Source organism: Rhodococcus oryzae (assembly GCF_005049235.1).
GTDB classification, from domain to species: domain Bacteria; phylum Actinomycetota; class Actinomycetes; order Mycobacteriales; family Mycobacteriaceae; genus Rhodococcus_G; species Rhodococcus_G oryzae.
In genome coordinates this window covers 273,273-298,027 of sequence record NZ_SUMD01000002.1, presented here as the reverse complement: position 1 = coordinate 298,027, position 24,755 = coordinate 273,273, and the positions used below count along the sequence as shown (strand labels likewise).

Annotated in this window: 26 protein-coding genes; 12 read left to right on the top strand and 14 right to left on the bottom strand. The window is 66.7% G+C overall.

The genetic code is table 11. The annotated features are described in order from the left end of the window. Positions 1–15: 15 nt before the first annotated feature. Together FCG67_RS04775 and FCG67_RS04770 are read right to left on the bottom strand one after the other, a co-directional pair. On the bottom strand, positions 16–843 hold the full coding sequence (locus FCG67_RS04775) for an SDR family NAD(P)-dependent oxidoreductase (protein ID WP_136907598.1): 828 nt from the start codon (positions 841–843) through the stop codon (positions 16–18). 81 nt (positions 844–924) lie between these two features. Further along, a complete protein-coding gene (locus tag FCG67_RS04770; protein WP_136907596.1) occupies positions 925–2,283 on the bottom strand; it encodes an MFS transporter in 1,359 nt (452 codons plus the stop codon). Positions 2,284–2,501: 218 nt separating this feature from the next. Here FCG67_RS04770 and FCG67_RS04765 point away from each other — a divergent pair, with 218 nt between their 5' ends. Continuing rightward, entirely contained in the window at positions 2,502–3,539 is a 1,038-nt protein-coding gene (locus FCG67_RS04765) for an AraC family transcriptional regulator (RefSeq protein ID WP_136907594.1), read from the top strand. A 32-nt stretch (positions 3,540–3,571) separates the two neighbouring features. Here the strand turns inward: FCG67_RS04765 and FCG67_RS04760 are convergent, their stop codons facing one another. Next, positions 3,572–3,913, bottom strand: a complete 342-nt coding sequence (locus tag FCG67_RS04760) for a hypothetical protein (RefSeq protein WP_246044846.1) — start codon at positions 3,911–3,913, stop codon at positions 3,572–3,574. Positions 3,914–4,130: 217 nt separating this feature from the next. Here FCG67_RS04760 and FCG67_RS04755 point away from each other — a divergent pair, with 217 nt between their 5' ends. Further along, positions 4,131–5,672, top strand: coding sequence for an FAD-dependent monooxygenase (locus tag FCG67_RS04755; RefSeq protein WP_136907592.1), 1,542 nt, complete (start codon positions 4,131–4,133; stop codon positions 5,670–5,672). Between the two features lie 11 nt (positions 5,673–5,683). Here FCG67_RS04755 and FCG67_RS04750 read toward each other — a convergent pair whose 3' ends face one another. Further along, on the bottom strand, positions 5,684–6,658 hold the full coding sequence (locus FCG67_RS04750; RefSeq protein ID WP_425467794.1) for a helix-turn-helix transcriptional regulator: 975 nt from the start codon (positions 6,656–6,658) through the stop codon (positions 5,684–5,686). Positions 6,659–6,740: 82 nt separating this feature from the next. Between FCG67_RS04750 and FCG67_RS04745 the strand changes: the two genes are divergently transcribed. Further along, on the top strand, positions 6,741–7,394 hold the full coding sequence (locus FCG67_RS04745) for a TIGR03086 family metal-binding protein (protein WP_136907590.1): 654 nt from the start codon (positions 6,741–6,743) through the stop codon (positions 7,392–7,394). A 113-nt stretch (positions 7,395–7,507) separates the two neighbouring features. Here FCG67_RS04745 and FCG67_RS25530 read toward each other — a convergent pair whose 3' ends face one another. Beyond that, complete coding sequence (locus tag FCG67_RS25530) at positions 7,508–7,642, bottom strand: hypothetical protein (protein ID WP_281282320.1); 135 nt, start codon at positions 7,640–7,642, stop codon at positions 7,508–7,510. Positions 7,643–7,901: 259 nt separating this feature from the next. Between FCG67_RS25530 and helR the strand changes: the two genes are divergently transcribed. Further along, positions 7,902–10,181 carry an RNA polymerase recycling motor ATPase HelR gene (helR, locus tag FCG67_RS04740; protein ID WP_211243110.1) on the top strand — a complete coding sequence of 760 codons (2,280 nt, stop codon included), beginning with the start codon at positions 7,902–7,904 and terminating at the stop codon, positions 10,179–10,181. Here helR and FCG67_RS04735 read toward each other — a convergent pair. From FCG67_RS04735 to FCG67_RS04720, 4 genes are all read right to left on the bottom strand, one after another. Beyond that, a complete protein-coding gene (locus FCG67_RS04735; RefSeq protein WP_136907588.1) occupies positions 10,116–11,336 on the bottom strand; it encodes a protein kinase family protein in 1,221 nt (406 codons plus the stop codon). The two genes, helR and FCG67_RS04735, sit on opposite strands and share 66 nt — an antisense overlap. Before the next feature lie 395 nt (positions 11,337–11,731). Next, positions 11,732–12,601 carry a hypothetical protein gene (locus tag FCG67_RS04730; RefSeq protein WP_211243109.1) on the bottom strand — a complete coding sequence of 290 codons (870 nt, stop codon included), beginning with the start codon at positions 12,599–12,601 and terminating at the stop codon, positions 11,732–11,734. Positions 12,602–12,793: 192 nt separating this feature from the next. Beyond that, positions 12,794–13,273: a hypothetical protein gene (locus tag FCG67_RS04725; protein WP_136907586.1), complete on the bottom strand. Its 480-nt coding sequence runs from the start codon at positions 13,271–13,273 to the stop codon at positions 12,794–12,796. Between the two features lie 131 nt (positions 13,274–13,404). Next, complete coding sequence (locus tag FCG67_RS04720) at positions 13,405–13,857, bottom strand: MarR family winged helix-turn-helix transcriptional regulator (RefSeq protein ID WP_136907584.1); 453 nt, start codon at positions 13,855–13,857, stop codon at positions 13,405–13,407. A gap of 107 nt (positions 13,858–13,964) precedes the next feature. Here FCG67_RS04720 and FCG67_RS04715 point away from each other — a divergent pair, with 107 nt between their 5' ends. From FCG67_RS04715 to FCG67_RS25330, 3 genes are all read left to right on the top strand, one after another. Further along, entirely contained in the window at positions 13,965–14,813 is an 849-nt protein-coding gene (locus FCG67_RS04715; RefSeq protein ID WP_136907582.1) for an alpha/beta fold hydrolase, read from the top strand. An 86-nt stretch (positions 14,814–14,899) separates the two neighbouring features. Continuing rightward, entirely contained in the window at positions 14,900–15,295 is a 396-nt protein-coding gene (locus FCG67_RS04710) for a hypothetical protein (RefSeq protein ID WP_136907580.1), read from the top strand. Between the two features lie 58 nt (positions 15,296–15,353). Continuing rightward, complete coding sequence (locus tag FCG67_RS25330; RefSeq protein ID WP_246044845.1) at positions 15,354–15,896, top strand: hypothetical protein; 543 nt, start codon at positions 15,354–15,356, stop codon at positions 15,894–15,896. Between the two features lie 331 nt (positions 15,897–16,227). Here the strand turns inward: FCG67_RS25330 and FCG67_RS04700 are convergent, their stop codons facing one another. From FCG67_RS04700 to FCG67_RS04680, 5 genes are all read right to left on the bottom strand, one after another. Beyond that, a complete protein-coding gene (locus FCG67_RS04700) occupies positions 16,228–16,710 on the bottom strand; it encodes a hypothetical protein (protein ID WP_136907578.1) in 483 nt (160 codons plus the stop codon). A gap of 222 nt (positions 16,711–16,932) precedes the next feature. After that, positions 16,933–17,421 carry a hypothetical protein gene (locus FCG67_RS04695; protein WP_136907576.1) on the bottom strand — a complete coding sequence of 163 codons (489 nt, stop codon included), beginning with the start codon at positions 17,419–17,421 and terminating at the stop codon, positions 16,933–16,935. Between the two features lie 74 nt (positions 17,422–17,495). Beyond that, complete coding sequence (locus FCG67_RS04690) at positions 17,496–17,996, bottom strand: hypothetical protein (RefSeq protein WP_136907574.1); 501 nt, start codon at positions 17,994–17,996, stop codon at positions 17,496–17,498. Between the two features lie 599 nt (positions 17,997–18,595). Further along, entirely contained in the window at positions 18,596–19,105 is a 510-nt protein-coding gene (locus FCG67_RS04685; RefSeq protein ID WP_136907572.1) for a hypothetical protein, read from the bottom strand. 238 nt (positions 19,106–19,343) lie between these two features. Next, positions 19,344–19,868: a DUF6326 family protein gene (locus FCG67_RS04680; RefSeq protein ID WP_136907570.1), complete on the bottom strand. Its 525-nt coding sequence runs from the start codon at positions 19,866–19,868 to the stop codon at positions 19,344–19,346. A 159-nt stretch (positions 19,869–20,027) separates the two neighbouring features. On the opposite strand from FCG67_RS04680, the gene FCG67_RS04675 reads away from it, so the two are divergent. The 5 genes from FCG67_RS04675 (at position 20,028) to vanX (ending at position 24,753) form a co-directional block, all read left to right on the top strand. Continuing rightward, positions 20,028–21,179 carry a sensor histidine kinase gene (locus tag FCG67_RS04675; protein WP_136907568.1) on the top strand — a complete coding sequence of 384 codons (1,152 nt, stop codon included), beginning with the start codon at positions 20,028–20,030 and terminating at the stop codon, positions 21,177–21,179. Beyond that, on the top strand, positions 21,176–21,823 hold the full coding sequence (locus tag FCG67_RS04670; protein WP_136907566.1) for a response regulator: 648 nt from the start codon (positions 21,176–21,178) through the stop codon (positions 21,821–21,823). The genes FCG67_RS04675 and FCG67_RS04670 overlap by 4 nt, the downstream gene beginning before the upstream one ends. A 235-nt stretch (positions 21,824–22,058) precedes the next feature. After that, positions 22,059–23,111 carry a D-lactate dehydrogenase VanH gene (gene vanH / locus FCG67_RS04665; protein ID WP_136907564.1) on the top strand — a complete coding sequence of 351 codons (1,053 nt, stop codon included), beginning with the start codon at positions 22,059–22,061 and terminating at the stop codon, positions 23,109–23,111. Further along, a complete protein-coding gene (gene vanO / locus FCG67_RS04660) occupies positions 23,108–24,148 on the top strand; it encodes a D-alanine--(R)-lactate ligase VanO (protein WP_136907562.1) in 1,041 nt (346 codons plus the stop codon). The genes vanH and vanO overlap by 4 nt, the downstream gene beginning before the upstream one ends. Continuing rightward, on the top strand, positions 24,145–24,753 hold the full coding sequence (gene vanX / locus FCG67_RS04655) for a D-Ala-D-Ala dipeptidase VanX (RefSeq protein ID WP_136907560.1): 609 nt from the start codon (positions 24,145–24,147) through the stop codon (positions 24,751–24,753). The genes vanO and vanX overlap by 4 nt, the downstream gene beginning before the upstream one ends. Positions 24,754–24,755: the final 2 nt, after the last annotated feature.

Genomic DNA, 24,755 nt, shown 5'->3' with positions numbered 1-24,755 from the left:
GCGGGGCGGTGGCGGTCAGATGACGGCGCCACCATTGGGGCTGATGACCTGGCCGACGAGGTAGTGGGTTTCGCCTGCGAGGTAGACGGCGAGGGAGGCGTACTCCTCGGGAGTACCGAGTCGGCCAACGGGAACGATCTGGTAGAGGCTGCGCTTCTGCTCCTCGGTGGCCCCGTCGAGGTATTCCTGGAAAGGAGGCGTCAAGACGCCTCCGCAGGCGATGGCGTTGGCGTAGATGCCGGCACCGGCGACGTCGAGCGCGACGGTCTTGGTCAGGCTCACCACGGCGGCCTTGCTGGCGGAGTAGCCGGGGCTGTGGGTGCTGGCCGCGGAGGTACCGGCGATCGATGCGATGTTGATGATGCGCCCGTAACCCTGGGGCTCCATGAACTTCAATGCTTCACGGATGCAATAGAAGACGCCGTGCACGTTGACGCCCCACCACTTGAGCCAGTCGTCGTCAGTGAGGCTGCTGGTGATGCCGAGGGACTGGCGTTCCATCGGCGTTGTGATGTAGGCGTAGTGCTTGTTGCGACGAACCTCGTCGGCCGGGGAGTTCGGCACGCGGGCGGCGTTGTTGACGAGGATGTGGACGGTCCCGAACTGCTCGCCTGCGCGGGCGAACATCGCCGAGACCTCCTCCCGCGAGGAGACGTCGCACCGGATGGGCAGACTCTTGCGGCCGAGGGCCTCGATCTCCGCGGAGACCTCGTTCAGCCTGTCCTCCTGCACGTCGCAGAGCACCAGGTCTGCGCCTTCCTGCGCCATGGCCAGGGCAATCGACCTGCCCAAGCCCTGTGCTGCCCCGGTGACGACGGCAACCTTGTCGAGTAGCTGCTGCAACGTTCTGCTCTCCTTCAGTGAGTGGATAGACGAGCCGTCTCGACGCCCCCGGCGACGACAGACTCCGATGAGCGTGGTGATCTAGGCCGGGGACACGAGCGCGTCTGCCGGGGCTTCCGATGTCTCGCCGGAGGTCTTCAGCGCCACCGAGGCAAGCTTGCGGAGACCGCCGGGGTAGAGCCTCACGCCGAGGACCAAGACCACGATCGACAGGACGGAGGCGAGCGGAACCCACTGCAATGCGCCGAGCAGACCCAGCCGATCGGACATCAGCCCGACGACGAGCGGCCCGAGCGCCAGTCCGAAGACGTTGTTCGCGAGGGTGCCCACGCCGAAGGCCGAGGCCTGGATCGACGGGTGGGTCAAGCTGGCCACGACCGCCGTTGTGGCACCGGTGAATCCGGAGCAGAAGAATGCCCCGATTCCGATCAACGTCAGCTGCGCCGGCCCGTTGTCGAGCTGGAAGCCGATCATCAGGCACACCATCGAGATGGCGCCGTACGCGATCGCGGCACTCCACCTGCGTTCGGGTCGCCGCCGCCCGATCCGGTCGGCAGCGACGCCACAGAGCACCGTTCCCGCACCGATCAAGAGCACGAAGGCCGAGGCCGCCAATCCGGCATCCGCGGCCGCCATGTCGTGGTAACGGTTGAAGTAGCTGGGAAGCCAGGCAAGCAGCACACCCGCGACGAAGAACTGCATTCCCGCACCGACATATGCACAGGTCAGCGACGCATTGGTGAACAGACTCGAGATGGGCGCGCGTCCATTCCCTGGATCGCGCGTCCCGGGAATCTGCTGATCAGCGGCATGACGCGCCAGTCGCTGCTCGTTGACGAGGATCCGGAACAGAACGACCAGGCACAGGCCGAAGGCCGCCATGATCACGAACGCCCCTCGCCAGCCGAGCCGATCCGCGAGGATGCCGCCGAGCGCGACACCCACGACCGAGCCGAGAAACCCTGCGCCGATGACGGAGCCACTGAGCGAGGCATGCAGTCGTGGGGAGAAGACTCCCAGAATCACGGCCATGCCCACGCTCGCGTAGGCGGCCTCACCGAACCCGATCAGGAATCGTGCGCCGAACAACTGCGCGTAGTTTCCCGCCGCGGCGCACAGGATCGTGGCAACGCTCCACATGCCGGCCATGACCACCACGCTCCTGACGCGACCCCAACGGTCGGCTACCAGCGAAATCGGCAGCGCCAGCACACCGACAGTCAGGGCCACGACACTGGTCAGACCCGCAAGTTGCGAGTCCGACAGGTGCCACTCGGCTTTCAGTACCGGGAAGACCGAGCTGAGAACCTGGCGGGACATGTAGTCCGACATCATGAGGCCGAGGATCAGGGCGAAGACCACCCACGGATAGATCCTCGAGCGGTTGCCTGCGCCGGGAACGTCTCGGGACGGCGTGGACTCCTGGGGCTCCAGTTCCATGCGTGCTCCTGTTCTTGAAGAGCGCGTTGGGCGACGCGTCTCGGATATGGCTGGTTCGGAGAGCTCGCTGCGGTCCTGAACCAGGGGATCTGCCCGCGAGGAGCGACCGTGTGGACGGATTCGACAAGTGCGGGTGACTCAGGTCACGCTATACGGATTGGGTCGCCATCACTTGACCCATTGGGACACATTCTTTGACAGTTTGGGACAGGGGATCGATGACGGTGCTGAAGGTGCGGAGTTCGGCTCTGACCGGATACGTCGAGTTGACGCAGTCCCTCGGCTCGGACCCCGATCCGTTCATGCGTGCGGTTGGCATCGACCCGACGGCCTTGGCCCTGCCGAACACGTGGCTTCCCGCGGAGCGCGTTGACGCGCTGTTGGAGCGCACAGCTCTGGCCACGTCCTGCGTAGCCTTCGCGGTCAAGATGGCGGACGGAAGGGGCGTGTCGATACTCGGAGCCGTGGGTTTGGCCGCCAGGGAAGAGCCCGACGTCCGGAGCGCGATCGCGCTCATCCTCCGTCATATGCGGGTACACAATGAGGCGATTCGGATTCGGCTCGTCGAGTTGAACGGGCTTGCCTCCCTGCGGATCGAGCCCGCGCCAGGGATGACACTCGGTCGCCAGTCCATCGAACTGGTCATCGCGTCGTTGGCCCGGATCCTCGGCGCGTTCCTTCCCGAGGGCTGGCGGCCACTGTCCACGTGCTTCGTCCACGACGCACCGCCAACGCTCGACGTCCATCACCGCGCGTTCGGGACGGACATCGCGTTCGAACAGGACTTCAACGGCTTCGTGCTCTATTCGAGCGATCTCGACTCCGTAAACCCGCTGTCCGACCCGATGTTCCAGCCCTACGCACGGCAGTACCTGGATCTGCTCGCGCCACCCGAGGATGCTTCCGCCGTCGGACGTGTCCGCGACATCATCGAAGCCCTCCTGCCGGGCGGAAGGTGCACTGCAGCCCGTATCGCGCGCAGTCTCGGCATGGACAGGCGGACCCTGCATCGACACCTGTCCCAGGCGGGCGAAACCTACTCGTCCGTAGTCGATTCGGTACGTGCAGACCTCGCGCGGCGGTACATCACACGCGGGGACAGGAACCTCACCGACATCGCAGGCGAACTCGGATTCTCGGATCTGAGCGCCTTCTCGCGCTGGTTCCGCCGACAGTTCGGCGTGAGTCCGACGGCCTGGGCCGCCAAGGAACGTGACCTCGGCCCGCGACCGAGAAGGGACACTCCGGCCTTGTAGAGCCCCGGTCGGCTACACGATCGGGGGCCTGGTCAGCGAGCGGCAGGCGATTCCACCCAGGCATCTCCGGTCCACGAGATGTCGATGGCATATTCACTGTTCACCCCGGTGGCCCAGTAGTCGATGAGGCCGTGGTTTGCCGAGTCGAGTTCGATCCAGCCGATGCGGAACTCGCCACGCAGAACACGTTGGGCGCGGCGGTCTATCTCCGCCAACGAGGCGCAGAGCCCGCGGATTCTCGACTCGATCCAGTCCGCCGTGGGATCGACGATGGTGATCTCCAGGGTGTGCTCGTCGCCGAGCGGGATCACGATCAGCAGCTCGCCGGAGCTCGGCCGAACCTCTCGTGTCGCGTGATGCTCATAGGCGCGCAACAGGTCTCGCGGTTCATAGGGCGCATGAGCACCACCGGAGCGTCTGAGACGAGCAAAACGGAACACCGGACTATTTTCCCCCAACGAGGAAGAAGCGATCACCCAACGGCTTTTCCCCTTTTCAAGATATAGCGCACCGGGGGGCTTGCCGCAAGACCCGGGTTATGACGCAGAATCGCTGGCCTGAGTCAGAACTGAGGAAACGGGAGTCAACAAAATGCCAGTGACGGACACCGACGTGATCATCGTGGGCGCAGGCCCGGCCGGCCTGATGCTGGCGGGTGAGCTGCGCCTGGCCGGAGTGCGAACTCTGGTGCTGGAGCGACAGCCTCAGATTCGCGACATCCCGAAGGCCAGCGGCATCGGCGGGCGGATCCTGGACCTGCTGCGCTACCGAGGTCTGCTGGAACGGTTCGAAGCAGCCAGCGGCGACCCCAACATTGCACCCCGATTCCCTTTCGCTGGTTTGTATTTGGACTTCACGGACATGGCGGACCCGCCGATGCGGGCGCTGCCGATCCCACAGATGGAGATCGAGCGACTGCTCGACGAGCACGCCTGCGAGCTCGGCGCCAACATCCGCCGCGGACACGAGGTGGTCGGCGTGAGTCAGGACGACGCATCGGTCACCGCGGACGTGCGCGGGCCGGACGGGCCGTTCCGGGTGACTGCCCGATACCTGGTTGGCTGCGACGGCGGGCGCAGCCGGATCCGGGACATGGCCGGTATCCCGTTCCCCGGCACCACCTATCCAGAGGTCAACAGGTTCGCTCAGGTCGCCCTGCACGATTCGGTGACCGCGCTCGACAACGGCGACATCGATGTGCCCGGGCTGGGCAGGATCCAGGCCGGGTTCACCCGAACCGACCGCGGCGTGTTCGCCTTCGCGGCCGGCTCCGGGGTGCTGTCGCTGCAGACCACCGAGGGCGAAACCACCGAATACGACGACGACGAGCCGCTGACCCTGACCGAGCTCGGCGACAGTGCCCGACGCGTGCTCGGCGCGGATCTCCCCTTGGGAGAGCCGATTCGGCTGTCGCGCTACACGTTCAAGGATCGGCAGGCCGAGCGGTACCGCGCCGGGCGGATCCTGCTGGCCGGCGATGCGGCCCATCTGTTTCCCGCCACCGGCACCGCGCTGAACGTCGGCATGCTCGACACGGTCAATCTCGCCTGGAAGCTGGGTGCCGACATCCACGGCTGGGCACCGGCCGGACTGCTGGACACCTATCACGACGAGCGCCACTACGCCGGCGGGCGTGCGCGGCTCCAGACCCGAGCCCAGGTGGCGCTGCGGCGCGGACACGACGCAGCCGCCGACGCGCTTCGGCAGGTCTTCCAGGAACTGCTCGCCGACGAGCCGGCACTGCGCCGCATGGGATCCCTCGTCGGCCACACCGACATTCGTTACCCGATGCCAGGTTCCGACCACCACGCCCTGGCCGGCACCTTCGCACCGAACCTCATCCTGCACACCGACCAGGGCATCACCAGCGTCGCCGAGCTCATGCACCCCGGTCGGCCCACTCTCCTCGACCTCGCCGACCGCCCCGACCTCCGCGAGGTAGCACAGGACTGGGAGCACCGCATCGACATCCACACCGCGAAGACCGACGATCGACCGGCCGACGCCCTGCTGATCCGACCGGACGCCCACATCGCCTGGGCGGCCGGCATCGACGAGTCCGCCGATGCCGCCGCGCCCGCGCTGCGGCAAGCGCTCTCGTCCTGGTTCGGCGAACCCAGCTCGGGTCGCTGAACCGGCTCCCGCTACGGTGCCGATTCCACCGAGGCGGAGTACCGCCGGGCCAGCGTACGCAGATGCGCGACCAGTTCCGGTGGGCCGTCGACGCGGAAGTCCATCATCAGCATGCTGAGGTAGATGGCGATGGTCTCCAGGGCGTCCGCGCCTGTCAGCAGGACGCAGCTGTCCGCGTCGACGGCCTCCACCACGCCGACGGCGGGATTGATGCGGGCGATCACCGTCTCGGCGGGCGCGAGCACGGTGACGCGGGCGTGCACCTTCCAGCCGGTGCTCGCGATGTGGCGCATGACGAAGGCGACCAGGTCCTCGTCGGGCAGCGCGCGGGGCCCGAACCTGCGGCTGCCCGCGGTTGCCTGGCGCACCTGTGCGACGGGAATCGCTCGCCAGGAATGGGTTCCGATGTCGTAGGCGACCAGGTACCAGCGACGCTGCCAGTTGATCAGGCGGTACGGCTCGACTTCTACGGTGTCGCTCTCGACCTCGATGGACACCGCGGTCGTATCGCGGATCGCCCCCGCAAGAGCGGTGAGCACCGCGGCGGGCACCGGGGCGTCCGGTTCTCGCGAGCCGGTGGTCGCGGGCCCGAGGGCAGTGGCGTTCCGCAGTGCTGTCACCTGACGCTGCAGCCGCTTCGGCAGGATCTGTTCCAGCTTTGCCAGGGCGCGCGTGACGCTTTCGGTGATGCCCGCGATGCCGGTGGAGCCGTCCGCGGCGAGGTCGATCGCGACGGCGACCGCCACCGCCTCGTCGTCATCGAGCAGGAGCGGCGGCATCGTCGAGCCGCGGCCGAGCCGGTAGCCCCCGATGGCGCCGCGTTCAGCGTGAACCGGGTAGCCGAGTTCGCGCAGTCGCTGGATGTCGTTGCGCAGGGTGCGATCGGTGATGTCGAGCCGTTCGGCCAGCTCCCTGCCGGTGTGCGCGCGGTCCTGCAGCAGTGAGAGCAGGCGCAGGACGCGCGTTGTGGTTGGCGCCACATTCACCTCCGAAATTATTAGGAACGAATCCAGCCTAATGGCCCCATAGGCTCAGGTCACACCAAGGAAGCACGACGAAAGGTCAGCCATGAACCTCACCACCGCCGCCGACGCCACCGCGACCCTGCGCCCCGCGTGGCGCGACGTGCTCTCGACCTCCTACTCGGCGCTGGAAGGCGTCGTCGCAGGAGTCGGCGACCAGCAGTGGCAACTGCCGACCCCGTGCTCGGAATGGAATGTCACGCAGGTGATCCAGCACGCCGCGGGCGACCAGCTCGCCTTCGCCCAGGCCCTCGGCGTCGGGGTCGGACCCGCCTACAACCCCTTCGACCCCTCCGGCGCCATCGACGGCTCGGCAGCGGCACTGGTGCGCGAGGCGATCGAACAGACCGCCGCCGCGTGGGCGACCGTCGCCGACGACACCGATTCCGTCCCGACCCCACTTCCGCACGGCGCGCTCGCGACCCCGATCGCCGCGGTCATGGCCGCGCTGGACGCCGCCGTGCACGCCTGGGATATCGCGGTCGCAACCGGCCAGCCGTCGCCGCTGACCGATGAACTCGCCGGCTACCTCCTCACCGCGGCACGCACCGCGCATCCGGCGCCCGGCAGTGGCATCGAGGCGGAGATCGTTGAGCCGCTGCGCCAGTGGGGCGCATACGCCGCGGTGGTCGAGGACGAGTCGGATGATACCGCGGTCGCCGAGCTGCTTCGTTACCTCGGGCGCGACCCGCGCGCCTGATCCGAGGTGGTGCCGGCGCGTTCCGAGCTCGGCTGCCCCAGCGGGCTGCGTCAAAAAAGCCGCCCCTCCCGCGATCGGGAGGGGCGGCTTCGAGATCTGGTGCAGACCACGGGCTAGAAGGGCTGGCCCAGCAGCAGTTGCAGTGGCATCGTGATCCAGAACACGCCGTTGAAAAGTGCAGATCGCAGTGGATCACCGGCCAGGTATCCCTCGCGGATCCATTCCAAAGCATCAGTCGCCGAACCCATGCGCTTCCCTCCCTGTTTGTTTGTAATACAACAGAACTGTCGGCAGCACAGCGCGTTCCGTTACAGCACGAAATTGCTCATGCCAGGCGCACATCGCGACGCCACTTCTCGAGGGGGTTGTCCGTCCGGACGAAGAATGGAAAGGAGTCCGTACCCTTTTCCACTTTCAATGTATAGCGCACCGGGGGGCTTGCGGCAAGACCCGGGTGGTGCCGCAGAATCGCTGGCCGAAGCCAGAACCTGCGGAAATGGGAGGCACATGTCAACTCAGGGATACGAGGACGAGTTGCGGTCCGAACGGAGCCACGTGGCCGAGCTCTACGCGCGGCTCGACGCCGAGCGCGCGCGGGTGAAGGGTCGGTACAGCGCGGCGCTCCGTGGCCCGATCGACGCCGAGAACGGCGGGACACTCGTCGACCGCGATGCCGAGGTGCACGCGCTGGCGAGGGAGGTGAATCGGCTGGAGGTGGCCGACAACGGGCTGTGTTTCGGCCGATTGGACGCCCTGTCGGGCGAACAGTCGTACATCGGCCGGATCGGCATCTTCGACGAGGCGAACGAGTTCGAACCGCTGCTGCTCGATTGGCGGGCACCCGCGTCGCGTGCGTTCTACGTCGCCACCGCCGCCAGTCCGGAGGGCATGCGCAGGCGCCGCCAGTTCCACGGCCACGGGCGTCAGGTCGCCGATTTCACCGATGAGGTCCTCGGCCGCCCCGATGGTGCCGCCGACGATGACCGGGGAGACTCCGCCCTGCTCGCGGCTGTCAACGCGCCGCGCGGCGAGGGCATGCGCGACATCGTGGCGACCATCCAGGCCGAACAGGACCGGATCATCCGGCTCCACCACCCAGGGGTGCTGGTGATCGAGGGCGGCCCCGGCACCGGGAAGACCGTCGTGGCGCTGCACCGCGTCGCTTACCTGCTCTACACCCAGCGGGAGCGGATGGAACGCCACGGCGTGCTCGTGGTCGGGCCGAACCCGGCCTTCCTGAACCACATCGGCCGCGTTCTCCCGTCGCTGGGCGAGTCCGACGTGGTGTTCATGACCACCGGCGACCTCGTGCCCGGTCTGCGCGTCACCGCCGAGGATGCCCCGGAAGCCACGCGGCTCAAGGGTTCGCTGAGGATCCTGGACATCCTCGCCGCCGCGATCGCCGATCGGCAGCGACTGCCAGGGGATCCGCTGCCGATCGATCTATCGGACGTCACGGTGCGGATCGACGCAGAGACCGCGGCGTGGGCCAGGGAGGAGGCGCGCGCGAGCGGGCTGCCGCACAACGAGGCCCGCGCCGTGTTCGCCGACATCGTGACCTACGTACTCACCGAACGGGCGATAGGCCGGATCGGCCGGGGCTGGCTGACCCGGAAGGACGAGCAGGCGTGGGAGGAGTTGCGGGCCGACCTGGTCGCCGAGCTCGCCGGCAACGACGCGTTCACCGCCGCGCTCGACGAACTCTGGCCGATCCTGACGCCGGAAGCACTACTGGCACAGCTGTACACGTCACCCGAACGGCTGCGCGCGGCGGGCGCCGGCCAGGCACTGCTGCGCGCCGAGGGTGATGCCTGGACGGTGTCGGACGTGCCGCTGCTCGACGAACTGGTCGACCTGCTCGGCCCGGACCCGCGCGCCGAGCAGGCCGCCGCGCGGGAACGGAAGGCCGAGGCCGAGGCCGAGGCGGCGTACGCGGCCGGCGTGCTCGACCTCATGGTCGGCCGTGCGGACCACATGGACGACGACGATCACCTGTTCGCGACGGATTTGCTCTACGCCGAGGACCTCGCCGATCGATTCGTCGAGCGAGACACCAGGGATCTCGCCGAACGCGCTGCGGCGGACCGGGACTGGACGTACCGGCACATCGTGGTCGACGAGGCCCAGGAGCTGTCCGAGATGGACTGGCGGGTGCTGATGCGGCGCTGCCCGGACCGATCCTTCACGGTGGTGGGCGATCTCGCCCAACGCCGTTCGGCGGCAGGCGCGACCTCGTGGGACACGATGTTCGAGCCGTACGTGCCCGGCCGCTGGGTCTACCGGTCGCTGACGGTGAACTACCGCACCCCGGCCGAGATCATGACCCTCGCCGCCGCGCTGCTCGCGGAGTTCGCACCCGGAGTCGAGGCCCCGGAGTCCGTCCGCGCCTGCGGCGTCCGGCCGTGGTCCAGGCGGGTCTCCACGGACGAATTGGATTCTGCCATCAAAGAATTCGTTCGGGACGAAGCCGGGCGCGAAGGCACCAGCATCGTGATAGGGCCGGCGGACATGCCGGGCACGGTGGCGGCATCGGAGACAAAGGGCCTGGAGTTCGACGCCGTCCTGGTCGTGGAGCCGGAACGGATCCTCGCCGAGGGCCCCCGCGGAGCGGCCGAGCTCTACGTCGCCCTCACCCGGGCCACCCAACGTCTCGGGGTGCTTCACCGGGGCCCGTTGCCGCAGGCCCTGGCCGGACTCGACGGACCCGGGACGTCCGCGCCCTCAGCTCAAGAACCCGACCTCCGACAGCTCAGTCCGGAAGCCTCCCTCACTCCCCGCCTGAGCTGAGATCCAGACGGTCAATCCGGAGTACGGCGCCGAAGCGACGAGGGCAATGGGCGTCACTCCCGATTGCAGGGTCGCTGCCCCCAGCACCGTGGTCTCTTCGAGGGCTCCGCCGACCGGGGGGAGGGTTCGTATCTCGACGCGGGCTCCCGCGGAGGGCGATGCGATCCACACCCCCCGCAGGGCGGTGTCCGGGGGTAGCGCAACCGTCAGCCCGACACCGTTCTTGAATTGCGGGAACTGCTGCATGTACGTGTCCGTCGACCAGGCCGTCTCCAGATTCCCGTCGATGGCAAGGCCGCTCGCGAGCGCGTTGTCCGGGTACTGCTGGGGCGAGTACACGGCCGCTCCACCCGGAGCGACTGGAATCAGTGGAGGCGGCGGTGGCGGTGCGCCATCTCCGTTCGTTTCATCGGCCGAGGCAACGGCCTCGAAGGTGGGCGGGTCGGCAATGGACGTCCCGATGAGCCACCCGATCGCGCCGAGCAGCACCACGGCGACCGCTGCGATGCCGGCAAACGCGGCCAGAGCGCCCGGTCGCGTCGGGTCCCCGGGCATCACCGGCTCTGCATCGGCGATCGGTGCGGGAACCGGAGCCTCCGGCGGGAGTGGCTGATCGACGATCCCCTGCAGCGTGTCGGTAATGGCGACCGCGGTCACCTCCGGGCCGTCCCGCCTCGTCATGAGACCCAAGGCGTCGGGACTCTGGAGCCCCGCGGCCAACGTGTGGACCACGCGGCAAAAGCCTCGAATGTCGCCGTCGCGCCCGCTGGACGCGGGCGTCCCCGGAAAGGCCACGTACGCGGTGCCATCCAGACTCACCCGCACGCGCCCGGCGTCTCCGATCGCGAGTGCCACCCCTGACTCGTGGAACCTGCGCATGGCGTCGGCAAGCTCGACGACCGCGCGGGCCACACCCAGGACCGACGTCGAGCCGGCGGACGCCTCATCCACTGACACACTGGGAATCCACTCTGCGACCACCGCGCTGAACGAAGCCCCGTCGACCATGTCGAGAACGGAAGCGACAGCGCCAGTCCTGACCTGGCCCAGCACCACCGTCCGCGCAAAGACCTCGTTGACGGACGAGCGGCCGAGTTGCGTACTGACACCGTCGATGATGGTCAGCGCGACCTCGCGATCCAGGACCCGATCCATCGCATGCCAGAACTCGAAATCGGCGGTTACACCCCAACGCCGGAGTAGGCGGTAACGACCGCTTCCGAGAACAGATCCCGCCGATCGGACCGCTCGATGTGGCAATTGTCCGTTCGGCGCGGGACTTACGGCCTCGGTTGCGCGACTGCGGAGCTGACCGGCTTGCATTGCTACCCACCCCCACACAGACAGATCCCGTTCGGGTGCTCGCGAGAACGACGCGGCCCTCCATACGTACCAAGAGAAACGGTATCGGATGACCAGGCCCACACCTGATTCGACCAAAGGTGCGCGTTTGGTCGAATACCCGTGCAGGATCTGGAGAGTCCGCCGAGCGGGCGCAATCTGACTCCTGCGCTCGGCCGCGATCTACTGACCCGGTAATTGGCTGGCGCTCAGACGAATCCGCCACCGAAGAAGGCCAAGAGTGCCGGCGTCGGATCGGCCGCGGTGGTCGTGTTTGCCAAGCCGACAACGATCATCCCCAGCGACACCACCGCCGAGAGAACAGCGAACGACCCCAACATGCGCCTCGCACCCCTGGCGGACGACTCCGTGCTCGCACACCACTTCCACAACACCACGCTCAGGCCGATGAGGACGGCGGCAACCATCGCGGCGATCACGGCCATCACCGCGTGATATCGAGAAAAGTCGCTGATCATCACATCGAGGGCAGGAGGGGTCCGGTCACCAACGGCACTCGGGGAGTCGGCCAGTTGCTGCCTGACTTGGCCGAGAGCATCGGCGAGCTCTCCGTCGGTTTCGCCGACCGGCAACATCGACATCAGCGAGGAGAAGGGCGCCACGGCGCCCTGGACGTTGGCCATCACCACAACCATCGAGAACAGCGCGAGCATGGTGACCAGAACGCCGCCCGCCGCGAGCGCGGCACGCCTGACCGCCCCGGTGCCGCCTGCCATCGCGAACGCCTTCCAGAGAAGAACACCGAGCACAACGAGCGCGACCAGCAGGATCGCAGCGATCACGCCCTTAGCCACGTGGTAGCGGACCCAGTAGTCGACAACCCCCTCCAGGCCCGGCGAGAAGTCCCGGTCGCCGGTACTCCAATACGCAACGAACGTCTCGCGGACGGCGTCGATGAGGCTCCTCTGGTCTGAGAACCCCTCGCCGGGCCCGATCGCCGCCAGGGTGCGCGGGGCGACGACGAAGGCGACGACGAGCGCCGCGGCGAGGGCGACGAGCAGGGCGAGTGCGCGACCGGATACTCCTGCGGGTCGCGGCGGGGCGGCGTAGCGGTGCAAGAAGGCTCCTTCAGCTCGATCGAGGGTGCGCGCGGGTGGGCCGCGACGCTGTCGACACCCGATCACCATTCCGCACCGGCGACCGCGCGGTCACTGGGGTTCACCGCACACTTGAGGGTGGTGCCAGCCCCACCCCCTTGGCTCGGGAGCCCATCCACTCGCCGGTGCGGAATCTTCGAAGTTGGTCTCAGTTCACTCTTCTCGCGTCTGGGTGTTCGTTCCGCTCGCGCCGTCGTTGCGAGCTTCGATGGCCTCGACGGACTTCCTGAGCCCTTTTCCCAGGACGCGGGCGCCGACGATTCCGAGCACGCTCGCGAGCAGCCGCCCCTTGAGGTTCTTGCCATCGCGGACCACGACGACGTCCACATCGGTCCCACCCGTGGGTTCCTCTGTGAGAGTGTAGGTATGGCTCGAGGCACCACCCCACAAGTTGGAATCGGTGGTCGTCATCAGGACGTGGTGTGGGTCGGTCCAGTCGTAGTGCAGGCGTTCCCAGATGCCGCTCGAGCCCTCCGTGACATCGGCCTCATGGGGGCCTTCGTGATGCACCTTGAGGTAACTGTCTGCGCTTCTGCCGAAGAGTTCCTCGCGACCTGGCCCGAAGTCAGTGAGGCCGGCAAGAACCTGCTCGGGCGTCGCGGTGGTTTTCTGGTGGAGATGGATCGTGGTCATGGCGCCTTCCCTGACACTGTGATGATCCGCTCCGGTCCTGAAGGCCGGGGTGGGTGACTCCCATCCAGAACACCACGCGCGCGAGCGTCACGGAAGGGACTGCTCGACCCGATTTGCAGTCCTTGGAGTGTCTAGCCCCGTAGGCGGGTGATCACTTGCGGGGTCAGGTGCTGCGCGAGCTCTTCGAGGAGGCCGGCGATCTTGGCTACCGGTTGCGGGTCGTCGGTGTCGATGGCAGTCGCGAGGGCGGCATCGATGGAGCTCGACCTGACCTCCTCCACCCTGCCGGAGGGCTGGGGTGCGGGGTGGACGAGGAGTCGACGTCGGTCGCCGGGGTCGGGCGCGGTGATGACGGCGCCCGCGTCACGGAGCCGGGCGATCGCTGCCGAGACCGCGCTCTGGGGAAGGCCGGTGCGCTGTGCGATTTCTCCGACGCTACTGCCGGGATGTGCGCGCACGTCGCTGACCACGATCAGCACGGACCGAACGCTGGTGGAGTGCGGACCGATGCCGTCGGTGGGCAGGGCCTCCTCGCCGATCTTCATCAAGGTCCTTCCCAGCAGGAACAGTTCGACTCCATCCATGCCCACAATCTACATCAGTTTTGATGTATCAGTATTGATTCATCAAAACTGATGCTTTACGGTGGTTCTCGCACGGGCCGAGTCGGCCCCAATCGAGAGGACCTTCGATGGACACCACCACGGCCCCGGGCCCGACGGCCGGCATGCTCCGGGCTGCCGGCGCCACGCTCTACTACGAGGTGCGCGGCACCGGCCCGATGTTGCTGATCTCCCAGAGTGGCGAGGGAGACGCCGCGCGCAGCAAGGACCTGGTCGACCACCTCGTCGCCGATCACACTGTGGTGACCTACGACCGCCGCGGCCTGTCCCGGAGCACGCTGGACGACCCCGCGCAAAGCGTGAGCCTGGCCGAGCACGCCGACGACGTGCACCGCCTGCTGTCCCACCTAAGCGATGAGCCGGTGCTCATGCTCGGCTGCAGCCTGGGTGCCTCCATCGGGTTCCACGTGGCTGTCGACCACCCCGGGCAGATCAGCATGCTCATCGCCCACGAGCCCGTCACCCCGCGACTGCTGCCCGCCGACCGACGCGCCCACCACGAGCAGGAACTGGCGCACATCCAGCGGGTCCACCGCCGCGACGGACTGGCCGCCACCTTCAAGGTGGTCGCCGAGGTGCTCGGCATCGACCCCGCCAACCCCGACGCCGAGCCCGGCCTCACCCCGCAGCCGACGACACCTCAGCGGGCGAGCAACTTCGACTTCTTCGTCGAGCACGACTTCACCGCTGTCATCGGCGACACCCTCGACGTCACCGCCCTCGCCGACACCCCGACCCGGATCGTTGCGGCCGTTGGGCGCACGACCCCACGCACCGTCTTCGACAACGAGTGCGCCTTCGCGCTGGCAGACCTGGTCGGCAGCGACCTGCACGAATTCCCCGGTGGCCACAACGGCAACACCACTCACCCCCGCGCCTATGCCGCCGCCCTGCGCACCGCGTTCAACGCCCTCTGACCAGGTAGCTTCGACTCGTGGTTTCTGTCCCAGACGCGGACTCCGGTCGCCCCCTGCGACTCCCCGTGCCCCCGACCGTGGCGAACATGCCCCTTCTCGCGAATGCATGCTCGGATTCCGTTCGCGCCAACACCGGTCACAGCCTTCCCTTCACCATCGCATCGACCCGCGACATCGATATGTACCTCGGGGAGGTTCGTGATCAAGAGGGCGGAAGCAACGACCTCGCGGAACTCGTCTTCAAGTTCGGCAGCTATCTCGGCGAACTCCTCGTTCGCCACGCTGATGCGCGATGGGTTGAGCCGCCCGCCCAGCTCAGCGGATGGCCCGGCGTCGAACTCCCCGGCGGAACATTCGCAGACCCCATCGGCAAAGCGTTCAAGCGTGTGGACAACGGCCTAGAAGAGAACGTGGTGTCCTTCATCGACGTGGCAATGGAGCTGGCTCGATCTACTCCGAAGCGCCGCTGGTTCAGGCGGTGACCCCAGCATTACGGGGTTGATGCGTAATGAACACGGAGCACCGCACGATTATCAAGACATGTCAATTTCACATCGATCTGTTTCGGCCGCAGTTACCGGACTCATCGGCGCAGCGATGTTCGTTGCGGCGCCGGGCGTAGCCGGCGCCACCGACGCGGCCAATCCCTGCCAGCTCGGGTGGTCGAACACAGAACCGCGATCGTGTGCCCAGGCAAACGTCGGACTGGCCCCGGTGTGGACGCTGGGAAATGGCATCTGCGCCGGCATGCTGACCGCCTCCGGAACTGCGTTCGACGGACCCCTGTGGCAATACTCCGAGGCTCGAGGGGCCGTCCATTCCGTCGAAATGCGAATCGCGCAGGGCTTCTCACCGCTGGGGGAGTGGGCGCCGACCATCCTGGCCTGCGACGTAACTGCGATCGTCGATTGGCGGAACCTCGACACCGGCCAAAGCGGCACAGTGAGTAAGTACGTACCCGCCGGCAACACGAGTACCCGGCCGATGCTCATGCATGTGGGTACCGGCCCGGGACGGGTCCAGCTCACCATGCGGACCGACCGCCCGAGCATTCCGGTATCGACGGAAGTGGTCGTCCCCTGACGCAAATCGCTGCCTAGCCGCGACGGCCCGGAAATCACGCAGCGCCAGCATCTTCCGGGGACACGCGACCGAAAGCCGCGCCGCCTGGGCGTAGGTTCCGGATCTACTTTGTCCGATCGGCCTGCGGTTTTCGGAACGAGCTCCCGGGCTAGGTCCCGTTGTCACAGAAGGTCACCCGCTCCCACGGGAATGCATCACCTGGGGAACCGTCCGGTCGATGTGCTCGCCGGTGTGGCGGCCGCCTCTATCGATCAACACTGCACCCCCGCCGATTCAGCAGGCAGCCATGCTGCTTGTGCTCATGCGCTGCTCCTGCTCGAGGACCGGGCGATCAGGATCCGAGGCTGCCGGTATCGATGCTACCGACGTTCGAGCATCCCGGGGTCTCCTGAGTCGGCACCGGGGTGCCGTCGGGGGCCGGATTGACCGTGACGGTCTCCGACACCGTTGTGCCGTAGTGGGTGATACTGATCGTGTGGGTACCGGCCGTGGTCGGTACCCACGACAGGTAGCTGAATCCCGAGGGGGCCTGGCCTGGCCAAAAGGAGTAGACGCAGGTTCCGTTGTCGCTGAGGGTCACCCATGACTGGGGGAGGACGGGGAACATCGAGCCGCCGACCCCCTCCACTGTGATGTCCGCCCTCACGCCCACGACGTATCCGCCGGGCGGCGGGAAGACATCCAAGGACAGCCTGCCGTCAGGGGACGTGGCCGCCGACGCGGACGGGACGGACATGCCGACCGCCGCGGCCACCATCATCAAACCCGATGCACCCCAGCCGATTCGGCGAAGGAATGTCCTGCTTGCAGTCATCTTGGTCTCCTGTTCGGCCCCTCGTTGGGGCGTTACGCACACTAACGTTCACCGTGTGAGAAATGAGGAGATTCCACTGGTTCGGGTTGCCCCAGATTTCCGGGGCAGCAGAGGCGATCGACTCGCAGAGCTGAGCGAGCTGAGCGCACAGGTGATCGCCGCCTCGCGCGACTACCGCGGGCAGACGCCGGCCGGGTGACTCAGCGCGATCCGAACTGAGCCTCAGCGACCGAAGAGACGGCCGAAGAACCCGCCCCTGCCCGAGGAGAGCGGCGCCCACTCGAGGTTCCACAGCTCCTCGACCGTGATCCTGGCGAGGCGACAGACGAACTCCAGGTGCGCGTCCTCCGGGTCGTCCTCGGTCTCGAATACCGCCTCAGCGTCGATCGGGGCGCCGAGGTCTTCGGCGACCTCGCGCTCGGCGAGTACTCGGAGGCGGGGGTCATCGCCAAACGACCGGACCACATAGACGTCGCTCGTGCCACCGAGGGTGACGAGCACCGTTCCCGCGGGCGGCTCGGAGAGCCGCGGAAGTTGCTGGAGATCGAGACCGGGATCCACGAGCACCACGTGCGCGCCGACCTGCGCGGCCGACGGGCCGGCCGCGGTGCTGCGGCTCGCTTCGTCGAAGTCGATGGTCGATTCGGCGTCAGCTCCGAAGGCCGAAAGGTCGGTGTTCGGCACGAAGCCCAGCATGAAGTTCATCGACATCGCGACAGCCTAGCGACCGGGGACGGCGGTTCCCCGGATCGAGTAGCCGCCGTGCGCCGCCGGGTTGGCGCGCGCTACTCGCCGTCGGCCCGCCCGTCCGCGTACTGCGCGACCACGCGGTCATGCCAATCACGGAAGTCGTCGAAGTTGCCGGCGAGCGCCTGCCGCAGCTCGGCAGCGCTGTTCACCCAGTCCATGTCCTGCGGATCCGGAACGTCTCCCGGGACATGGTTGGCGCCGGGGACGACATAGGTCGGGTTGCCCTGCGGATTGACGATGAGGAACCCCGCCGCGACGCACAGCTCATAGATGAACGTCGTCTCCTCCTCCGACAACGAGGCGTGATCGATCCCACCGCTCAGCGGCCCCTCCTGATCGAGCGGGTCGAGGTACAGGTCGGTCCAGTGGCCGTCGAACGAGAGCGCCTGCCCGTCCGCATCGACGAGAAGCGAACCTTGGCCGTCGCTGTCCACCGCGCGCAGGCCGCGCGCCTCGAGGAAGGCGGCGACGGCATCGCGATCCGCGTCGCGCTGCTCGTCTCCCTGGACGCGGACGAAGATCAGCGAGAATCCCATGCCCGGAATACTGTGTCGTCGCGTGTCCCTCCGCAAGGAAGACAATGACGGTCGCGGACGATGCCCTGTTCGCACGGTGCGGGCTACCGAGACGGCTCCACGCAACATCCCCGTCGGCCGGCGAGTTCGGCCGAGGCTAGGCCGACAACTTCGGCGGTCGTCGATTACCCCAGACGGCACCTCGCTGCGGATCCCAGAGCATCAGGCCATGGCTCAGTGCCACCTCCATCAGGACGCCTGTGTAGTGCTCAACCGCCGAATGCGGGGCATGGATGACGATCCATGCGGTCTCGCCATCTCGACCCGAACTCGCGAGTGCGACGCGCGGTTCATGAACGCCGCCAGGGGGATCGGCGTACCGCGGTGCGGGCATGGCTCCCAGTGCGGCCATAAGGATTCAGCAACCCGGCAGATCGAAGAGCACTCCGGTTCGTCGCGCTCTCCGGCGCACAGTTGCGGGTCACCGACGACGACGGGCTGCGTCTGACCGAAACTGGGCATCCGGGTACTTCGAGCACTCCCTGAACGCCTACGGGCGCGCCGGCAAGCCGTGCGTCCCGGCGGATCTCAGCCTCGAGCGGATCCGGATGAGCTGTGGGTCAGAGACGGGCAGGTCTCAGCGGCTCAATGACCTGGGCCTCGGAGCGCTCGCGCAGCTTGAGAAGCGCCTCGTCAAGGCTCGAGCCGAGCAGGTGGAGGGTGTTCATGCCGCGCGATTCCCACACCGGAAACTCCTCGTCGGCATTGCGGCTTGCGACGTCCCAGAGGAGAAGGTCGCCGTTCTCGCTCCAGCCGAAGACTTCGAGTCGTTCGGCGAGGTCCCAGCTACCGTCGGGCTCGATCATCCAGTCGAATTCCTCCTCTTCGCCGTCGCGGAAGACCGTGTGGAAGTGCTCGGTGAGGTTCGCTGCACGGGCCCGCCCGTCTGCGAAACCGGGTTGCACGGGCGGGTAGATGAGCCACAGGCCGAACGTGCGGGCCCAGCCGCAGGAGCGAACAAACTCGCGGTAGCTCTGGGGGTACCCGCCGCCGTCCGGGAAACGGAACGAATCGAGTGCCTCGAAGTCGACATGCTCGAACGAGGGGGCTTCAGGCGCGGGGACACTCATGACTCGATTATGGTCGGGTTGCTGAAGACACGCCCCTGGAGCCAGATGGAGTGAAGGCGGCGACCGTCAGTCCCACACCAGGAACACGACGCTTTCTTGTCCGGACACTGCAGGGATCCGGCAGTACTCCTCGCCCGACACCTGACGCCAGTTGACCGTAGACATCAGCGAACGCTGAGGCAGGTGACCGTGCCCGCGGGTGGAGCGAGCGAAGGATGGTCGGGCGCGGGGCGGGCAGTCACGCCTGCGGCGGCGTGCGGAGTGGCTCGCTGTCGAGGCTGGCTGCCAGGGTCGCCGGTGATGCGGTGCGGCGTGGCCAGGTCCAGGCGGAGCGCAGGATGAAGGCCAGGAGCAGCAACTCGAGTCCGATGGAGAGGCCGTAGAAGTAGAAGTAGGTCCAGGACTCCCCTGCCGCGTTGAACATCGAGACGGGGATGTAGAGCGTTGCTACGACGAGGTTGATGGTGCGGTTGACACGGGCGGGCAGTGTCGCGGAGAGCAGGATCATGAGGATCGGGATGGCCATGAGCGTGAGCGCAATGGCGACAAAGGTTGGACCGATGTCGAACTCGTGGACGATGCCGGCCAGGAGGTCGTCGAGGAAGCCGGGCTTGTACAGGGCGAGGTAGTCGACGTAGATGTAGAGGAACATGAAGCTGGTCCATGCTGCTGCGAGTTTGGCCTGCACGGGCATGCGCAGATCTTCCAGCGCGTTCTGGGACGGCGGATTCTCTGGTGCGGTGTGGGATTGAGGCGTTCTCATCAATGCTCCTTGGCTTGATTGGGTGGGTGCTTTCACCTTCACGGATGCCGGCGGCGGGCACATTAGCCCCGGAGCCTGATTCGACCTGGCCGTTGGCACAGCCGAGCTCTTGTACTTTCGGCGGAGGCACCGAGCACGCGGTCTGCCTAGGCTGATCAGATGGCCACCAACGCGCTCCGCTCGCTGTGGGCCGAACCTCGACCCACGAATGCCCCGGGCCGGGGGCCGCGGGACTGGGCCTTGGTCGCAGTACTGATCTGCTGGTCGGTGGTGGAAGTGGTGCTTCGCCAGGACCTGGCGCCACTCCCGCTGCAGCTACTCGCGGTGCTCGCGGTCCTCGGCCCCCTGCTGTGGCGACGCACGCACCCGCTCGTCGCGGTTGCGGTCTCCTGCGGCACGTTGACGATCGTCGATATCGTCAGAATTCTCACCGGGTCGCAAGGCACCCTGCTGAACAGCACCCTCGCGGTGCTGATCCTGGCCTACGCCCTGTTCCGGTGGGGCTCCGGCCGGGAAGCCGCAAGCGGCCTCGGCGTCATCCTGCTCTGGCTGGCCATCATCACCACCCACGGCGCCGACCCCACCACCCTGGCGGAGGCGGTCGCAGGATATGCGTTCTTCCTGTTCGCCGCCGCGCTCGGCGCCGCGATCCGCTATCGCGCGAAGATCCGCATCCGCGACATCGACCAAGCCAAGGCCCGCGAACGCGAACAGCTCGCTCGCGAGCTCCACGACACCGTCGCCCACCACGTCTCGGGCATCGCCATCCAGGCCCAAGCAGGACGTGCCATCGCGGCCTCCCACCCCGAGCGCGCCGTCGAGGCCCTGGCCGTCATCGAGGACGCAGCGACCCGCACACTCACCGAGCTGCGCGCCATCGTCGGCGTGCTCCGCGCCTCACAGGACACCGAGTTCGCGCCGCAGCCCGGCGTGGCCGAGGTCGAGCAGCTCGCCACCGATGGCCGGACGCGTCCCAGCGTCGAGGTGACGCTATTCGGCGAGTTCGACGACCTCAGCCCGGCGGTCGGGGCCGCGATCTACCGCCTGGCCCAGGAGTCCATCACCAACGCTCGACGGCACGCCCGTCACGCGACCCAGGTCACCGTCGCCGTCACAGGCGACGCCGACCGGGTACGGCTGACCATCGACGACGACGGCTCCGCCGCTGGCGGCCGCGCCCCAGCAGGCTACGGCCTGGTGGGCATGCGGGAACGCGCCTCACTGCTCGGCGGCACCTTCCACGCAGGCCCCGCCGCCGAGCGGGGCTGGCGGGTAGAGGCGGTCCTGCCCCGAACCGGGACGCCACGATGAGCATCAGGGTCCTCATCGCCGACGACCAGCCCATCGTGCGCACCGGGCTGACGATGCTGCTCGACGCCCAACCCGACATCGAAGTGGTCGGCGCGGCCGCCGACGGGCGCGAGGCAGTCCGCCTGGCGCTCCAGCTGCGCCCCGACGTCGGCCTATTCGACATCCGAATGCCGCTGATGGACGGCATCGAAGCCACCCGCCGCCTCGCCGGCCCCGACGTCACCGACCCCCTGCCGATCGTGGTCATCACCACCTTCGACCTCGACGAGTATGTCCACGGGGCGCTCAGAGCCGGCGCCCGCGGGTTCCTGCTCAAGGACGCCGGACCCGCCCTGCTGACCCAGGCCATCCACGCCGCCGCCGACGGAGACGCACTGATCGCACCCAGCGTGACTGTCCGACTGCTCGCAGCGTTCGCTCACGCACAGCCCTCACCACCGAGGCGGCCGATAGAACCGCTCACCGCCCGCGAGGAGGAAGTCCTCGTGCCTGTAGCCCAAGGCCGCACCAACAATGAGATCGCCAGCGAGCTCTACATCACCCCAAGCACCGTCAAAGCCCACCTCGCCAGCCTCATGCGAAAGCTCGGCGCCCGAAACCGCGTCGAGGTCGCCATGTGGGCCCACGAGACGGGCCGCATCTGACGCCGCAAAGGCTCCCGCCGCCGTTTGCCGCACCCCCCACAGCTGTCGTAGCCCCCGCCGCGCTCACATAACTCGTGAGCGCGAGCTTTCTTCAGGCTACGGCGCCAGCGCGGACATCTTGCCACTGTTTCGTTCCGCGCATGCCGCTTCCGAACGCAACCCCACGGGCGGCATATCGTCCGCATATCGAAAATTGCATACGCGCTGGCAACACCGCGTTGTCTTGACTTTCGGCATGTCCTACAGCGACCTGGGTTTGATCGACAGCGAAGTGATCGCGGAGCGGCACGTCCGAGCGCTCGACGATTCGTCACCCTCGGCCGTCCCGACCACGGGGGTCAGAGTTTTCGGATGCGGTCACGACGAAGCCGTTTTGTTCCGCGAGATGGGAACCCGCCTCGGGCTAACGCCAAGCATCACCGAGGAAGCGGTCAGTGAAACCAACGCTGAACTGGCGCGTGGCAACCGATGCATCAGCGTGAGTCACAAGACGCAGATCACCAATTCCACGCTGCTGGCGCTGAGCCGAGTAGGAGTGGAGTACATCTCCACCAGAAGCGTCGGGTACAACCACATCGACGTGGAATTCGCGGCGAGCATCGGCATCTCGGTCGGCAACGTCGACTACTCGCCCGACAGCGTGGGCGACTACACACTGATGTTGATGCTGATGGCCGTACGCCACGCGAAATCAATTGTCCGCCGTGCCGATACGCATGATTACCGGCTGAATGACACGCGTGGCAGGGAGCTGCGCGACTTGACCGTCGGGGTGATCGGAACAGGGCGCATCGGCACAGCCGTCATCGACCGGCTGGAGGGATTTGGCTGCCGCGTGCTGGCACATGACAGCAGGCCTCACGCCTCCGCCGACTACGTTCCGCTCGATGAACTGCTGCGGCAGAGCGACATTGTCACGCTCCACACTCCACTCACCGCGGACACACACCATCTCCTCGATCGCCAACGCATCGACCAGATGAAGCACGGCGCGTACATCGTCAACACGGGTCGCGGACCGCTGCTCGATACCGAGGCCCTCCTCTCCGCATTGGAGAGCGGCCGGTTGGGCGGCGCGGCGCTCGATGTCGTCGAAGGAGAGGAAGGGGTCTTCTACGCCGACTGCAGAAGAAAGCTCATCGAGAACAAGGCCCTGGTGCGGCTACAGCGCCTGCCGAATGTGCTGATCAGTCCGCACTCCGCCTACTACACAGACCACGCCCTGAACGACACCGTCGAAAACAGCCTCGTCAACTGCCTCAACTTTGAAAGTGGGAGAACAGCATGAGCAGATTGAAGGTCGGGGTCATCTTCGGAGGGGCTTCCGAAGAACATCCCGTCTCCATCAAGTCGGCGCGAGAGGTGGCAAGAAATCTCGACACGGAGAAGTACGAACCGTTCTGGATCGGCATCACGACCGGCGGCGAGTGGAAGCTCTGTGACGGCCCCGACGCGGATTGGGAGAATCGCAGCGCCCGTCCCGCCGTGCTGTCACCCGATCGAAGTGTGCACGGCCTGCTGGTCATGGAGCAGGGGGGCTACGAAACCGTGCGCCTCGACCTCGTCTTCCCTGTACTTCACGGCAAGCTCGGCGAAGACGGCGCGATCCAAGGCCTGTTGGAGCTCGCCGGCATCCCCTATGTCGGCTGCGACATCCAGGGCTCGGCTGTGTGCATGGACAAGGCCCTGGCCTACACCGTGGCCAAGAGCGCGGGAATCGCCACGCCGACCTTTTGGGTTGTCGCGGAGAACGAGAAGGTCGACGCCGATCATCTTCGCTATCCGGTCTTCGTGAAGCCGGCCCGTTCGGGTTCATCTTTCGGCGTCAGCAAGGTCACCCGTGAAGACGAGCTGCCGAACGCGCTGAGCGCGGCGCGACAGTACGACTCGAAGGTCCTGATCGAAGAAGCCGTGGCCGGCAGCGAGATCGGCTGCGCGGTCATGGGGGAACGATTCGGCCTGATCACGGGCGAGGTGGACCGCGTCGACCTCTCGCACGGATTCTTCAGGATCCACCAGGAGGACTCACCAGAGAACGGATCGGAGAACTCGACGTTCATCGTTCCCGCCGACATCTCCGACGAATCGCGGCGGCTCGTCCAAGAGACCGCCAAGGCCATCTACCGCACCCTGGGCTGCAAAGGACTTGCCCGCGTTGACATGTTCCTCACCGACGACGGGCGGGTGGTCCTCAACGAGGTCAACACCATGCCCGGGATGACGTCGTACAGCCGGTACCCGCGGATGATGGCCGCCGCGGGACTGCCGCTCACCGACGTGATCGACCGGCTCATCTCGATGACACTGCACGGGACGAAGCGATGAACGAGGACTTCGTCTACGTCGACGACTGGGTGCCCGGGGTCCGCTGGGATGCCAAGTACGCCACGTGGGACAACTTCACCGGCAAACCGGTAGACGGCTACCTCACGAATCGCATCGTCGGCACCCGGGCTTTGTGCGCTGCCCTCAAGCAAGCACGAGAGAAGGCAGCCTCCCTCGGCTTCGGACTCCTTCTCTGGGACGGCTACCGTCCGCGGCGCGCCGTCGACTGCTTCCTACGCTGGTCAGAACAGCCGGAGGACGGCCAGACGAAGCAGCGGCACTATCCCAATATCGATAGACACGAGATGCTCGAAAAGGGATATGTGGCAACCCAATCGGGCCACAGTAGGGGCGGCGCCGTTGACCTGACGCTCTATCACCTTGCGACCAATGAACTTTCTCCTATGGGTGGCGACCATGACCTCATGGACCCGATCTCAGGTCATCGAGCGCGAGGAATCACGCCGATCGAGTCCCAGAATCGTGAGCTTCTTCGTTCCATCATGGAGGACTGCGGATTTGATCGGTACGACTGCGAGTGGTGGCACTACACGCTGAAACGCGAACCATATCCAGATGTCTACTTCGACTTTCCGATCACGTGATG

Excerpts from the sequence above, each read along its gene's own strand:
- vanX (WP_136907560.1), top strand. The coding sequence starts at position 24,145 with ATGAACGAGGACTTCGTCTACGTCGACGACTGGGTGCCCGGGGTCCGC.
- vanH (WP_136907564.1), top strand. The coding sequence starts at position 22,059 with ATGTCCTACAGCGACCTGGGTTTGATCGACAGCGAAGTGATCGCGGAG.
- FCG67_RS04720 (WP_136907584.1), bottom strand. The coding sequence starts at position 13,857 with ATGGATGGAGTCGAACTGTTCCTGCTGGGAAGGACCTTGATGAAGATC.
- helR (WP_211243110.1), top strand. The coding sequence starts at position 7,902 with ATGTCAACTCAGGGATACGAGGACGAGTTGCGGTCCGAACGGAGCCAC.
- vanO (WP_136907562.1), top strand. The coding sequence starts at position 23,108 with ATGAGCAGATTGAAGGTCGGGGTCATCTTCGGAGGGGCTTCCGAAGAA.
- FCG67_RS04690 (WP_136907574.1), bottom strand. The coding sequence starts at position 17,996 with ATGGGATTCTCGCTGATCTTCGTCCGCGTCCAGGGAGACGAGCAGCGC.
- FCG67_RS04695 (WP_136907576.1), bottom strand. The coding sequence starts at position 17,421 with ATGTCGATGAACTTCATGCTGGGCTTCGTGCCGAACACCGACCTTTCG.
- FCG67_RS04745 (WP_136907590.1), top strand. The coding sequence starts at position 6,741 with ATGAACCTCACCACCGCCGCCGACGCCACCGCGACCCTGCGCCCCGCG.
- FCG67_RS04765 (WP_136907594.1), top strand. The coding sequence starts at position 2,502 with ATGACGGTGCTGAAGGTGCGGAGTTCGGCTCTGACCGGATACGTCGAG.
- FCG67_RS04770 (WP_136907596.1), bottom strand. The coding sequence starts at position 2,283 with ATGGAACTGGAGCCCCAGGAGTCCACGCCGTCCCGAGACGTTCCCGGC.
- FCG67_RS25330 (WP_246044845.1), top strand. The coding sequence starts at position 15,354 with ATGTCAATTTCACATCGATCTGTTTCGGCCGCAGTTACCGGACTCATC.
- FCG67_RS04715 (WP_136907582.1), top strand. The coding sequence starts at position 13,965 with ATGGACACCACCACGGCCCCGGGCCCGACGGCCGGCATGCTCCGGGCT.
- FCG67_RS04680 (WP_136907570.1), bottom strand. The coding sequence starts at position 19,868 with ATGAGAACGCCTCAATCCCACACCGCACCAGAGAATCCGCCGTCCCAG.
- FCG67_RS04670 (WP_136907566.1), top strand. The coding sequence starts at position 21,176 with ATGAGCATCAGGGTCCTCATCGCCGACGACCAGCCCATCGTGCGCACC.
- FCG67_RS04755 (WP_136907592.1), top strand. The coding sequence starts at position 4,131 with ATGCCAGTGACGGACACCGACGTGATCATCGTGGGCGCAGGCCCGGCC.
- FCG67_RS04700 (WP_136907578.1), bottom strand. The coding sequence starts at position 16,710 with ATGACTGCAAGCAGGACATTCCTTCGCCGAATCGGCTGGGGTGCATCG.
- FCG67_RS04685 (WP_136907572.1), bottom strand. The coding sequence starts at position 19,105 with ATGAGTGTCCCCGCGCCTGAAGCCCCCTCGTTCGAGCATGTCGACTTC.
- FCG67_RS25530 (WP_281282320.1), bottom strand. The coding sequence starts at position 7,642 with ATGGGTTCGGCGACTGATGCTTTGGAATGGATCCGCGAGGGATACCTG.
- FCG67_RS04710 (WP_136907580.1), top strand. The coding sequence starts at position 14,900 with ATGCCCCTTCTCGCGAATGCATGCTCGGATTCCGTTCGCGCCAACACC.
- FCG67_RS04675 (WP_136907568.1), top strand. The coding sequence starts at position 20,028 with ATGGCCACCAACGCGCTCCGCTCGCTGTGGGCCGAACCTCGACCCACG.
- FCG67_RS04725 (WP_136907586.1), bottom strand. The coding sequence starts at position 13,273 with ATGACCACGATCCATCTCCACCAGAAAACCACCGCGACGCCCGAGCAG.
- FCG67_RS04735 (WP_136907588.1), bottom strand. The coding sequence starts at position 11,336 with ATGGATCGGGTCCTGGATCGCGAGGTCGCGCTGACCATCATCGACGGT.